Annotated in this window: 13 protein-coding genes; 1 reads left to right on the top strand and 12 read right to left on the bottom strand. The window is 63.6% G+C overall.

Features of this window, described 5'->3' with window-relative positions; translation table 11 throughout:
• Positions 1–68 precede the first annotated feature (68 nt).
• The 4 genes from H7A76_RS00115 to H7A76_RS00100 all read right to left on the bottom strand — a co-directional run bounded on the left by H7A76_RS00115 (position 69) and on the right by H7A76_RS00100 (position 5,554).
• Positions 69–1,472 (bottom strand): pitrilysin family protein, encoded by a 1,404-nt coding sequence (locus H7A76_RS00115; RefSeq protein WP_185696668.1) that lies wholly within the window; start codon positions 1,470–1,472, stop codon positions 69–71.
• Positions 1,473–1,530: 58 nt separating this feature from the next.
• On the bottom strand, positions 1,531–3,189 hold the full coding sequence (locus H7A76_RS00110) for a Na/Pi cotransporter family protein (protein ID WP_185696667.1): 1,659 nt from the start codon (positions 3,187–3,189) through the stop codon (positions 1,531–1,533).
• Positions 3,190–3,413: 224 nt separating this feature from the next.
• Positions 3,414–4,178: a TerC family protein gene (locus H7A76_RS00105; protein ID WP_185696666.1), complete on the bottom strand. Its 765-nt coding sequence runs from the start codon at positions 4,176–4,178 to the stop codon at positions 3,414–3,416.
• A gap of 68 nt (positions 4,179–4,246) precedes the next feature.
• Positions 4,247–5,554, bottom strand: coding sequence for a CitMHS family transporter (locus tag H7A76_RS00100; RefSeq protein WP_185696665.1), 1,308 nt, complete (start codon positions 5,552–5,554; stop codon positions 4,247–4,249).
• Positions 5,555–5,872: 318 nt separating this feature from the next.
• On the opposite strand from H7A76_RS00100, the gene H7A76_RS00095 reads away from it, so the two are divergent.
• Complete coding sequence (locus H7A76_RS00095) at positions 5,873–6,274, top strand: GFA family protein (protein ID WP_185696664.1); 402 nt, start codon at positions 5,873–5,875, stop codon at positions 6,272–6,274.
• Positions 6,275–6,345: 71 nt separating this feature from the next.
• Here H7A76_RS00095 and H7A76_RS00090 read toward each other — a convergent pair whose 3' ends face one another.
• The 8 genes from H7A76_RS00090 to H7A76_RS00055 all read right to left on the bottom strand — a co-directional run bounded on the left by H7A76_RS00090 (position 6,346) and on the right by H7A76_RS00055 (position 12,512).
• Positions 6,346–6,720 (bottom strand): DUF2388 domain-containing protein, encoded by a 375-nt coding sequence (locus H7A76_RS00090; protein ID WP_260497880.1) that lies wholly within the window; start codon positions 6,718–6,720, stop codon positions 6,346–6,348.
• Positions 6,721–6,817: 97 nt separating this feature from the next.
• Positions 6,818–8,779 carry a DUF4105 domain-containing protein gene (locus tag H7A76_RS00085; protein WP_185696663.1) on the bottom strand — a complete coding sequence of 654 codons (1,962 nt, stop codon included), beginning with the start codon at positions 8,777–8,779 and terminating at the stop codon, positions 6,818–6,820.
• Positions 8,776–9,096, bottom strand: a complete 321-nt coding sequence (locus H7A76_RS00080) for a DUF2388 domain-containing protein (RefSeq protein ID WP_022642733.1) — start codon at positions 9,094–9,096, stop codon at positions 8,776–8,778. The genes H7A76_RS00085 and H7A76_RS00080 overlap by 4 nt, the downstream gene beginning before the upstream one ends.
• Before the next feature lie 27 nt (positions 9,097–9,123).
• The gene (locus tag H7A76_RS00075) at positions 9,124–9,432 is read right to left on the bottom strand and encodes a DUF2388 domain-containing protein (RefSeq protein WP_185697245.1); all 309 of its coding nucleotides are present in this window, start codon (positions 9,430–9,432) and stop codon (positions 9,124–9,126) included.
• Between the two features lie 103 nt (positions 9,433–9,535).
• Positions 9,536–9,856: a DUF2388 domain-containing protein gene (locus H7A76_RS00070; RefSeq protein ID WP_185696662.1), complete on the bottom strand. Its 321-nt coding sequence runs from the start codon at positions 9,854–9,856 to the stop codon at positions 9,536–9,538.
• A 159-nt stretch (positions 9,857–10,015) separates the two neighbouring features.
• Positions 10,016–10,204, bottom strand: a complete 189-nt coding sequence (locus H7A76_RS00065; RefSeq protein ID WP_185696661.1) for a DUF1127 domain-containing protein — start codon at positions 10,202–10,204, stop codon at positions 10,016–10,018.
• A gap of 278 nt (positions 10,205–10,482) precedes the next feature.
• Entirely contained in the window at positions 10,483–10,698 is a 216-nt protein-coding gene (locus tag H7A76_RS00060; protein WP_022642737.1) for a DUF1127 domain-containing protein, read from the bottom strand.
• Between the two features lie 320 nt (positions 10,699–11,018).
• Positions 11,019–12,512, bottom strand: a complete 1,494-nt coding sequence (locus tag H7A76_RS00055) for an acetyl-CoA hydrolase/transferase family protein (protein ID WP_185696660.1) — start codon at positions 12,510–12,512, stop codon at positions 11,019–11,021.
• Positions 12,513–12,669: the final 157 nt, after the last annotated feature.

Here is a 12,669-nt window from a genome sequence, read left to right as displayed (position 1 = left end):
AGTCGACCCGCTCCCGGATGGGGCGGGTCGACCCGGTCGATGGCATGGCGGCGCCGTTTTTCAGGCTGTCATGCAGCGCCCTGCCAGGCTCGGTTGGCGCGCCGGCGCCACAGGCCGGCGCCCGCGCCACCCAGGACTATCAGGACCAGCAGGCCGCCCAGCAGCCAGAGCAGTTGCTCGTCGCTCAGCAGGGGTTTTTCGATCCGCAGGTAACCCGGTTGTTCCAGCAGCTGGCGCAGGGCCTGGTTGGCCTGGGCCAGGGTCACGGCGCGCAGGGCCTTGGCCGGGTCGCTGAAACGCCCATCGTCGAGATCCCCCAGGGCGCTCCAGTAGTAGTCCGCCAGGGCGCTATTGCCCTGCACCGCCCAGGCCTGGCGGTCGATGGCGGCCTGCTTCAGGCGGGCGAAGGCGACGGGGTCCAGGCCGTCCTTCAGCAAATGTGCCCGCAACTGCTCGACCACCTGCCGTGCTTCGTCCAGGTCATCGCGTTCCAGGTCGGCGTTGAGGCTGAGGAACCCGACACCACCGAAGACTTCGCGATCGCTCCAGGGGCCGTAGGACAGTTCATGCTCCAGGCGCAGCTGGCGGTACAGGGCCCAGTCCAGGTAGTCCTTGAGCAGGTCGAAGGTCTGGCTGTGCTGTCGCTCCAGCACCGGCTCGGGGAACAGCCAGTGCAATTGGGCGCTCTGCCCCACCCAGCCACGGATCAGGCTGCGCACCGCTGCGGCATGGCCCTGCATTTGCGGCAGCTGCGGGTGTTCGCTGGGCTCCACCGGCTCCAGGGCGCCGTAGGTGCGCTCCAGATAGGCGGGCAGCAGGCGATCCAGTTCGCCCACCACGATCAGGCTCATGTTGTTGGGGGCGTACCAATCCTTGCGCACCTGCTCCAGCCGGGCCAGGGTCAGGTGACTGACTTCGGCTCGCTCGGCGCACTTGAGCCCCAGTTCCACCGCCAGCTGGTTGCTGGCCTTGTGGCCCAGGTCCTGGCGGTCGAGCCAGCGTTGCAGGTGCGAGTAATGGCCGCCGTCCTCACGCTCCACCACGCGCTTGGCGCTGGCCAGGGCCTTGTCGTCCAGGCGAGTGTGGGTCAGTAGCGACAGCAGCAGGTCGAGGACCTTGCGCTGGTTGCGCGCCGGGGCCTCGATCACGAAGGTGGTATCGGCGTTGCTGGTATAGGCGTTCCATTCGCCGCCCAGGGCTTGCATGCGTTCTTCCAGGCCGCCCTCGCCGCTGGCGTCGATGCCGCTGAACAACAGGTGCTCGAGCAGGTGCGGCAGTTCCTTGTCGGTGCAGGGGAAGTCATCCAGGCCTACGCCGACTACCAGGCGGATCGCCACGTGGCCGCGTTCGCTGCCGGGCTTGAGCAGCACCTGCAAGCCATTGGGCAGGGTGTAGTCTTCGACCTGGAAGCGATCCAGGGCCCATCCTTGTGCACTGCCCAGCAGCAGGCAGGCGAGTAACAGACAACGCATAACAAGAACTTCCTTACGGCGTGCGCAAGTTGTAGAGACTGCACATGACCCTGGACGTTCAGGGCGAGTGGGTGATGTCGACCATGTCCTCGACTTCCAGCGCGCCGGTATCCGAGGTTTCCAACACCACATAGGCGCTGCTGCAGAACAGCGAGTTCAAGCGCTTCATGTCGGCGATCAGTTCCAGGTGCAGGGAGCTGGTCTCGATGCTCTGGACGATCTTGCGTTGCAGGCGGCTGACGTGGGCGTGGGCCAGGCGCCGCTCCTGGGCGCGGAAGCGGCGCTTCTCGCGCAGCAGTTGCCGGGCGCTTTCCGGATCGGCGCTGAGGAACACCGAGAGCCCCAGGCGCAGGTTGGCGATCAGCTGGGCATGCAGGCCGGTCAGCTCCTCCAGGCCGACCTCGGAGAAGGAGCGGCGCTGGGAGGTCTTCTGCTGCTGGACCTTGCGCAACATGCGCTCGATCAGGTCGCTGGCCAGCTTGAGGTTGATCGCCAGCTCGATGATTTCCGCCCAGCGCCGGCTGTCCTGCTCGCTGAGGTCTTCGCGGGGCATCTGTGCCAGGTACAGCTTGATGGCGCTGTACAGCGCCTCGACGTCGTCGCTCAGGGCCCGCAGTTCCTGGGTGATGGCGGTCTGCTTGCCGCGCAGTACGTCGCCCATGGCTTCGAGCATGCTGTCCACCAGGTCGCCGATGCGCAAGGTTTCCCGGGCGGCGTTGGCCAGGGCCAGGCTGGGCGTGACCAGGGCGGTGGGGTCCAGGTGGCGCGGTCTTGCCCGGCCATTCTCCTGGGCGCGCTCGGGCAGCAGCCAGGCGCAGAGCCGCGCCATGGGGCCGACGCTGGGCAACAGCAACAGGCAACGGGCGGTGTTGTAGAGCAGGTGGAAGCCGATCACCACTTCCTGGGCGCTGAAATCCAGGTTGTCCATCCAGTGGGCCAGCGGATCGAGGACCGGGATGATCAGCAGCAGGCCGATCAGCTTGTACAGCAGGCTGCCCAGGGCCACCTGGCGCCCGGCGGCGTTCTGCATGCTGGTGCTGAGAAAGGCCAGCACGCCGCTGCCGATATTGGCCCCGATCACCAGGCCGATGGCCACTGGCAGGCCAATGACCCCGGCTCCGGCCAGGGTGGCGGTGAGCAGCACGGCGGCCAGGCTGGAATAGGAGACCATGGCGAACACCGCGCCCATCAGCGCATCCAGCAGGATGTCGCCGGTGAGCGAGGCGAACAGTACCTTCACGCCTTGGGCGTGGGTGATGGGCGCGGCGGCTTCCACGATCAGTTGCAGGGCCAGGATGATCAGGCCCAGGCCGATGCCGACCCGGCCCAGCTGGCCGGCGCGGGTCTGCTTGCGCGAGAGGAAGAACATCACCCCGATGAAAATCAGCAGCGGCGACAGCCATGACAGGTCGAAGGTCAGCACCCGGGCCATCAAGGCGGTACCGACGTCGGCGCCGAGCATGGTGGCCAGGGCCGGGGTCAGGCCCATCAGGCCCTGGCCGACGAAGGAGGTCACCAGCATGGCCGTGGCGTTGCTGCTCTGGACCATGGCCGTTACCAGGATCCCGGCGATGAACGCCAGCGGCCGGCGGCTCATGTTCTGGCCGATCACGTGCCGCAGGTTGGAACCGTAGACCCGCAGGATCCCGGTACGCACGATATGCGTGCCCCACACCAGCAGGGCCACGGCGGAAAGCAGATTGAGCAGGGTCAGCATGCACGGCCCCCCTGGGGTGAAGAGCCCCAAGTGGGGCCAGTGGACGTTGCTGCGCGCGGTTCTAGGTTATGTATGTAAGCTTTAGTCGGGTAACGCACAGGGCGCCAGCATCGCATAGCTGTTCTGGTGACTGAAACATAACTGTTATGAAATCGTCATGTTTCAGGTAAGCAAAAGGGGCCCGAAAGCCCCTTTTTCATTTCAGCGATTCCAGCGCATTCGGCTTATTGACCGGGAATGTCCTTGCGCAGTTTCACTGGATCCTGCTGTTTCTTCTTCGCCAGGTTGGTGCGCAGCTTGATGTTGATGACCTCAACCGCCAGGGAGAAGGCCATGGCGAAGTATACGTAGCCCTTGGGCACATGCACGTCGAAGGCTTCGGCGATCAGTACGGTACCGACCACCAGCAGGAACGACAGCGCGAGCATCTTCAGCGATGGGTGCTTGTCGATGAATTCGCTGATGGTGCCCGAGGCCAGCATCATCACCAGCACCGCGACGACGATCGCCGCCACCATCACCGGTACGTGGGAAACCATGCCCACCGCGGTGATCACCGAGTCCAGGGAGAACACGATGTCGATGATCGCGATCTGGATGATGGTGTAGATGAAGTTGCCGCCCTTGCCCTTGGGTTCGTCGTTGGACTCATCCTCGCCTTCCAGGGCGTGGTACATCTCCTGGGAGCTTTTCCACAGCAGGAACAGGCCACCGAAGAACAGGATCAGGTCACGCCCGGAGATACCCTGGCCGAGCACGGTGAACAGGTCGTCGGTCAGGCGCATGACCCAGGTGATCGACAGCAGCAGCATGATCCGCGTGATCATCGCCAGGGCCAGGCCGAAGATCCGGGTGCGGGCCTGCATGTGCTTGGGCATGCGACTGACCAGGATCGAGATCATGATGATGTTGTCGATACCCAGGACGATCTCCAGGGCCGTCAGGGTGAAGAAGGCAACCCAGATCTCCGGGTTGGTCAGCCATTCCATGTGTGTTCCTTTGAGCGAGGGTTATGGCCCCGTCCGACGATCGGCCAGGGCGCAGAATCTGTGGTCTTTTATAGAGTGCTGAACAGGGGAAATATTCCCATCAGCAAGGCGGCGAGCATTATGCACAGGCAGACCAGCACTGCCCACTTGAGGGTGAAGCGCTGGTGATCGCCGAACTCGATGCCGGCCAGGGCCACCAACAGGTAGGTCGAGGGTACCAGCGGGCTGAGCAGGTGCACGGGCTGGCCGACGATCGACGCGCGAGCCATCTCCACCGCGGTGATGCCGTAGTGGCTGGCAGCCTCGGCCAGTACCGGCAGGACCCCGTAGTAGAAGGCATCGTTGGACATGAAGAAGGTGAACGGCATGCTCACCAGCGCGGTGATGACCGCGAGATAAGGGCCCAGGGCCTCGGGGATCACCGCCAGCAGGCTCTTGGACATGGCGTCGACCATGCCGGTGCCGGACAGGATGCCGGTGAAGATCCCCGCGGCGAAGATCAGCCCGACCACCGCCAGCACGCTGCCGGCGTGGGCCGCGACCCGGTCCTTCTGCTGCTGCAGGCAAGGGTAGTTGACGATCATCGCGATACTGAAGGCCACCATGAACAGCACAGGCAGCGGCAGCAAGCCGGCGATCAGCGTGCACATCAGGGCCAAGGTCAGGGCACCGTTGAACCAGATCAGCTTCGGCCGGCGGGCGTCGGGGAACTGCGAGACGCTGATTTCGCTATGCTCCACCTCGTCGCCGACCAGGTGCAGTTCACCCAGGCGGGCGCGCTCGCGCCTGCCGTACAGGTAGGCGATGGCCAGGATCGCCACCACGCCGGCCAGCATCGCCGGGATCATCGGCACGAAGATATCCGAAGGGTCCACGTGCAGCGCACTGGCGGCGCGGGCGGTGGGACCGCCCCATGGGGTCATGTTCATCACCCCGCCGGCGAGGATGATCAGGCCGGCCATGATCCGCGGGCTCATGCCGATGCGGCTGTACAACGGCAGCATGGCGGCCACGCAGATCATGTAGGTGGTGGCACCGTCACCGTCCAGCGATACCACCAGGGCCAGTGCCGCGGTGCCTACCGAGACCTTCAGCGGGTCGCCCTTGACCAGCTTGAGGATCTTGCGCACGGCCGGGTCGAACAGGCCGGAGTCGATCATTAGGGCGAAGTACAGGATGGCGAACATCAGCATCACGCCGGTCGGCGCCAGCTTGGTGATGCCTTCGAGCATCATCGGGCCGATCTTCGGTGCGAAGCCGCCGAACAGGGCGAACAGGATGGGCACGATGATCAGGGCGATCAGCGCGGACAGGCGCTTGGTCATGATCAGGAACATGAACGTGATGACCATGGCGAAGCCAAGGAAAGTCAGCATGGGAATACTCCAGGCGTAGCGCGGCTAGGGAATGGCGGAACGGGTGGGTTCAGCGCGGGATGGCAAGTACTAGGCGTACGGGAGCAGGGATAGCGAACAGGCGGGTACGAGCGGACATCAGAATCACCATTGTTGTTGTTAATTGGGCCGGGAGCGCGCGAGCGCCCGCTGTGGCCAGCCGGTCTGTCGCCGGCGGTGGGAGGCGATGCTAATGGGGCAAGCTTTCAGCCAGCTTTCGCCGGAGAAAGGAATCAGTGGATGTGTCATCGCCCGACAAGCGGCCTAAAGTGCAAGGCATGACGATAAAGGAGAAGAGATATGGAGCAGTTGCACAGCGGGGGCTGCCACTGTGGGCGGCTGCGTTATGAGTTCAGCGGGCCCTTGCGGGACATTGCCCATTGTCATTGTTCGATCTGTCGCCGGGTCAGCGGTGGCTTGGTGACGACCTGGATCACCCTGCCCGCCTCGGCTTTCAGGTGGCTGGCGGGCAGCCCGGCCCGCTATGACTCGTCCGCCAGTTGCGCCCGGTATTTCTGTAGTACTTGCGGGGCGCACCTGGCACTCATCACCCAACTGAGTCCGGACAGCATCGATGTCACCATCGCCACCCTGGACCATCCGGCACAGGCCCCGGCGCAGCGGCATATCTGGACCGACAGCCGCCTGCCCTGGCTGCACCTGGATGAGCAGTTGCTAGGTGAGGCGCAAGAGACGTTATAGGGCCTTGGGCACTCTCTTCAATCGAGAAGAAGGTTCCTGGCAAGGTTCGGGCAGGTCCGTCCTTGAGGGCTTCAGTGGGTGGAAGCCAGGATGGCGCAAGCCAGGGCAAGATCATCGTAGTGATCCAGGTTGCCCTTCTGACGCAGCATCAGCAGGGCAGACTCCAGTAGCGCCCCACGAACGGCGGTGTCGGTGGCGACAAAGGCCGCGGCGTCATCGCGGGCCAGCAGCAGTCGCTTCCGATCGCGGTCACTCAGTTCGTTGAATGTCACTGTGGTGCCGATAAATGGGCCGGTTGTGGTGAGGGCTCCCCAGAACACCGTGGCCATGCCAGGCTCTGTATCGAAGTCGGGGACTACCTTGATGGCTTGGGCAGGGGTGCTAAATGCCAGGGTGCCTAGAATGCTGAAGCCTAAACGCGCGGCGATAGTCTTGGGGCTTTTCATGGTGACATGCATCCTGTAGCCGTAGGTGCGGACCTGCTGCAAACGAGGTGCTTTCTGGCGGCTAGCAGGCACAAAGCACCGAATGTGGATCAGGGAGTCAAGGCAGTTCCAGGCCGCCTGCAGCCTTGTGCAAGGCCCGCAGGTGCTCGCCCACCTGTTTCAGGTTGGCCTCGTTGGCGGCGATCTCGGCTGCCCGGGCTGGTTCGAGCAACGCCCGTACTTCCTTGTCCAGGTCACCGGTCAAGGACTGCAGTTGCTTCTGCCGCTGGCTGCTCTCGGCCTCCAGGCGCTGCCATTCTCCAGGTTGCGGCAAGCCATAGCCGCTGCTGCCCAGCAGCTCCGCCGGGCGGCTGAGGAAACCGCTGTTGGCAAGAATCTGCTGCAGGGTCTGGTTGGCCTTCTCCATACCGCCATTCTTCAGCTCGCGGGCGCCCAGGTAGCGTTGTTTGACCTCGTCCTGGGCCAGCAACAGCTGGCGGCGAAAGCTCGCCTGCTCCAGGAGCAGCAAGGCGGCGCTGGTGCGCAGGTCGGCCTGGGCGAACCACTGGCGGCGTTGTTCGGCGCTGAGCGATAGCCAGTCCTCGACGTTGGCCTGCTTGATCGGCAGGTTCTTCCTGATGACTTCGAACATCGCCTGGTAGCGGTCGCGGAACGAGTCGAAGCGATAACCCAGGCGCAGGGCCTCGCGGGGATCGTCGAGCACGCTGGTATCGGCCAGCCCCCTGCCCTTGAGCACTTCCAGCAAGCCATTGGGCATGATGCTGTCCAGGCCGACCAGTTGCTTGTTGTTGCTGCCGCTGCGCAGCAGCTTGAGGCTCTCCACGGCGCAGTTGTTGGACAGGAAGTAATAGTTGCCGTCGTAGCTCCAGTGCATCTCGGCGGCGTGTTCCACCACTTCCTCGATCTCGCTGCGCGAGAGTTTCAGGGGCACCGAGGCCAGGCTGCGCAGCTCGGTCTTGGTGTATTCATCGATCACCTGGGCCAGCGGCAGGATGAACAGCCGCGACGGGTACTTGCCTACCAGGCCATCCCAGCTGGAGAGCTGCACGTCGCCGACGAAGGCGCGATAGGACAGCACCAGGTGCTGGTCCAGGTCCAGTCGGCAATCCGGCCCACGAGGCCGGCCCGGTGCGCAGATCACCAGGCGCAGCATGCTGTGGCCCCAGCGGCTGACCCAGTTCTGGTTGGCTTCGGCCAGCAGGTAGTCCACCGCGTAGACCCGCTCCGGGTCGACCTTCCCCAGGGGCGTCTTGGCGAAGTCGTTGCCGGCATTGAGGAAGGCGAAGGACTTGGCGCAGGTGTCCTTGGCGGCGGGCGCCCAGCCGAAATGTTCCTGGTAGTAGCGGTAGAGCGCCGGACGCCGGCAGGCGTAGCTCGGGTCCAGGAGGAAATACTCCATGTTCACCGCGACGAACTCTTTGGGGTTGGTCGTTTCGTAGAGGTCGGGGCTGCGGGCGACCTGGCGGTTGTGCTGCTCGCGCTCCCCGCGGCGGCCGACGTACTGCTGCCAGCCGGCCAGGTCCAGCAAGCGTGGGTCGTCGCTCAGGGTGAAGCGGCGATCGTTCTGGCCGCGGCAGGCGTCCGGCAGGCCCACCAGGCCGGTGGTGCCGTTGTTGCGGGTGCAGCGCTGGATCAGGCGGCGCTCGGCGCTGGGCCAGAGGCGCGCCCGATCATAGATATGGGTCAGCTCATGGAGCACGGTGGCGAGCAGTTCCCGGCGCACAGTGCCATGGGGACGACTGGTTTTCTGGGTCGCGGCGGAACCGTCGGCCAGGCTCGTCAGCAGCGCCCGGTTGAGGTCCAGCTCCGCTACCAGGGAGGCTTCACCGTAGGCGTTGTCGGGCATGCGGTCGGTCCAGCCGACGGCGATGGTGCGATCCAGCTGCTGGATGAAGCGCGGCGGCAATGCCTGCATCGCTTCGTCCAGCAGGGCCTGGCTGGCTTGTTGCTGCTGCGGGGTCAGGCCATCGGTCTTCAGGCGCAGCTGGAGGTCGGCTTGGGCGGTGCCGCAGAGCAGACCCAGGGTCGCGGCCAGCAGCCAGGCGCGCAGCGGCTTCACAGGGCGAGGATGGCTTCGGCCAGTACCTGGTCGCTGGCATCGCGGGCTTCCGGTACGCGGGCCCGCAGGGTGTCGAAGGCGGCTTCCAGCTGGGCGCCACGGATATCGCCGTTGCTGGCGACGAAGCTGGCGGCATCGTCATGGGCTTCGCGCACGAGCTTGGAGTCACGGATCGAGGTGGTGGTGTCCGAGGTGAAATCGATGGTGCGGCCGAAGGCACGGACGATGATGTTACTGGTGGCCACCAGGGTATGTGCCTGGGCCACATCGGCCAACAACAACAGGCCGAGGGTGGCGGCAATCAGTGGGCTACGCATGGAACGACTCCGGAATGACAGGGGTGGCTATTGGACGAGAATTGCCTGCGCCAGTTCAAGGTCGCCGGCATGCAGTTTCGCCGGGGTCGCGCGCAGGTATTTCAGCGCGGATTCCAGGCGGGCGCCACGCAGCTGGCCGTCGGTTGCAACGAAGGCGGCGGCATCATCCTGGGCGGCGAGTAGCAGTTTATGGTCGAAGGGCGCGGAGGTCACCTGGCTTGTGGCGTAGACGCTGACGACCGAGCCTTGGGTGATCACGTCGAACGCCTGGGCCGGGTTGGCCCAACAGATCAGGAGCAGTACTGGAGCGGAAAGCGCAATGCGAAACAAACCTATGGATCCCGACAGCTGAAAACCAGCGCGAAGGCTAGCGCAACGGGGCGCGCAGGACCAGCGCAGAGCGGTTCAGGCGCGCTGGCGCACCTGAACCGTATGCTCCTCAGATCGCCAGGATGGCCTGGGCCAGCTGGGTATCGGTGGCTTGTTGCAGCTGTGGCGCTTGCTGGCGGATGTGGGCGAAGGCGCTTTCCAGTTTCACGCCGCGAATGGCGCCATCGGTGGCGACGAAGCTGGCGGCATCATCCCGGGCAGCACGGACGATCTTGTGGTCGCGCAGGGAGGATGTGGCGTCGGAGGTAGCATCGGAGGTGGCCTTGAGCGCGCCGACGATGGCATCGGTGGTCACGATCAGGCTGGTGGCGTGGGCGTTGGCGGCCAGGGCCAGCAGTGCGGCAGCGCTAAGCAAGCGGAGACGGGACATGGATAACTCCTGTAGATGAACAGACAGATGAAGGGCGCTGAGTGAGACGCCGGGCAGTCACTGCGAGGTGCTGTGTCTGATAGCTCTGACGCAGCTCGAGTGAGAATCGCCACGTCAGGGTTGATATTAGGCTCGGCCGTTCTGTTCGCCCATACCTGCTCAGGTCCGCCAGAAAGGTTTGCGCAGTTCTGCTGCCCTTTCGCAATGACTGATGCCGCTGTCTGCCAGTTGTCGCTCATCCAGTTGGGCCAGCAGCCGACGGGTCCTGCTTCGTTCCTGCATGTTCCTGAAGGCGTCCAACCAAGAGTGCAAGGCCTGGAGGCCGGTGTGCCTGACTGATGAGTTCATGATGCGATCCTCGATGAAAGGCCGGGCATTGTTCCCGTAGGTCACATGATGAGCAGTGCCAGTAGGCGCGGACAGGTACACCCAGGAAAAATTGTACTGGTTCAGTCTTTATTTATTTAAAACTGTACTTGTCGCTATCGACCGAGGCTGTACGCAGGGCTCCAGGGTTTTTCAGGCCAGAAACGACAAGACCCGCCGCGGTTTCCCGCGGCGGGTCTTGTTAATGCAATTCGGGGTGCTGGCGGTGGACCCGGTGGGTCAGGGCCAGCGACGCTGAGTTAGCGCCAGAACGGCTTGCTCAGCTCTTCGTAGCGTTGTGCTTCGCTGATCCCGGCATCGGCCAGCAGACGCGAATCCAGGCGAGCCAGTTGGTGGCGGCTGGAGATGCGGCGCTGCCACAGCATCAGGTTGGCGAGAACGCGCAGAGGCAGGGAAGCCTGGGATTTAACAGCCTTGTCTTCGAAGAACAGTTCGGAACTGAGTGTACGTTCCATGGTTGACATCCTTCCGCTTGTGGCGGGATCAGGTAGTGGTTTAACTGGTGCCCATGATCCTCTTCCGGTGCAAGACTCTGTAGATACAGTTCACGTGTATTGTGAAAGACCAGTTAACTGTTTATAGGGGCTGTACTGTTCCGAAATGGCGCAACTGTACCTGTCAGCACTATTTTGGTGCATTTCGTAGGTTTTTGATCGATGAGGGGCGATTTCAGGCGGGGAAAAGACCGGTACAGCAGTACAGTTTTTGCAGCTTTCTGGCGATGGAGTCGGCGGGCTGGCGCAACTGTGCGTGCGTCAGCCGCCGACTGTATTCATCACTCGGCGAGCATCTTCCCGGTTTCTTCCAGGTTGATGTGCCAGCTCAGGGCTTCACGCAGGATGTGCGGGGTGTGGCCACCCAGGGCGCAGGCCTTGGTGAAGTAATCGTTGAGGGCGTCGCGGTAGGACGGATGCACGCAGTTGTCGATGATCACCCGTGCCCGCTCCCGTGGCGCCAGGCCGCGCAGGTCGGCCAGGCCGATCTCGGTGACGAGGATGTCGACGTCGTGCTCGGTGTGGTCCACATGGCTGACCATGGGCACCACGCTGGAAATCGCGCCACCCTTGGCGATCGACTTGGTGACGAAGATCGCCAGGTGCGCGTTACGGGCGAAGTCACCCGAGCCGCCGATGCCGTTCATCATCTTGGTGCCGCAGACGTGGGTGGAGTTGACGTTGCCGTAGATGTCGAACTCCAGCGCGGTGTTGATGCCGATGATGCCCAGGCGCCGTACCACTTCGGGGTGGTTGGAGATCTCCTGCGGGCGCAGCACCAGCTTGTCCTTGTAGCGCTCCAGGTTGCCGAACACATCGGCGTTGCGCCGGCTCGACAGGGTGATGGAGCTGCCCGAGGCGAAGCTCAGCTTGCCGGCGTCGATCAGGTCGAAGGTCGAGTCCTGCAGCACTTCGGAATACATGGTCAGGTTTTCGAAGGGCGACTCGATCAGGCCACACATCACCGCGTTGGCGATGTTGCCGATACCGGCCTGCAGCGGGCCGAGCTTGTTGCTCATGCGCCCGGCTTCGACTTCCCGCTTGAGGAAGGCGATCAGGTGGTTGGCGATGCCTTGGGTCTCGCTGTCCGGGGTCGAGACGGTGGACGGCGAGTCGGACTGGTCGGTGATGACGATGGCGGCGATCTTGTCCGCCGGGATCGGGATGGCGGTGCTGCCGATGCGGTCGTCGACCTTCACCAGCGGGATCGGTGTGCGGGTCGGGCGATAGGTCGGGATATAGATGTCGTGCAACCCTTCCAGGTTCGGGTTGTGCGCCATGTTGATCTCGACGATCACTCGCTTGGCGAAGATCGCGAAGCTGGCGGAGTTGCCCACCGAGGTGGTCGGCACGATATGCCCCTGCTCCGTGATGGCTACTGCCTCGATCACGGCGATGTCCGGCAGCTTGAGCTGCTGGTTGCGCAGTTGTTCGACGGTTTCCGACAGGTGCTGGTCGATGAACATCACCTTGCCGGCGTTGATCGCCTTGCGCAGGGTGCTGTCCACCTGGAACGGCATGCGCCGGGCCAGCACGCCGGCCTCGGTCAGTTCCTTGTCCAGGTCGTTGCCCAGGCTGGCGCCGGTCATCAGGCTGATTTTAAGCGGTGACACCTTGGCCCGTTCGGCCAGGGCATGGGGCACGGCCTTGGCTTCACCGGCGCGGGTGAAACCGCTCATGCCGACGGTCATGCCGTCCTCAATCAGAGCGGCAGCGTCTGCGGCGCTCATCACCTTATCCAACAACGAAGGCAAGCGGATACGATCACGGTACATGGATGGTTATCTCGGGCAACGAAAGCAAGAAGCGCAGTCTAGTGATTTCCAGAAAAAACGCCCCGCGACAAAGGTCGAATGAAAGACCCTGTCCTAGAGCCTTCCGTCGGCTTTCTGGAGTAAATAAAAAACCCCAGCCTACTAAAGGCTGAGGTCT

This window comes from Pseudomonas sp. MSSRFD41 (assembly GCF_014230245.1).
Taxonomy (GTDB): domain Bacteria; phylum Pseudomonadota; class Gammaproteobacteria; order Pseudomonadales; family Pseudomonadaceae; genus Aquipseudomonas; species Aquipseudomonas piscis.
This window is presented reverse-complemented; position numbering and strand designations above follow the sequence as displayed.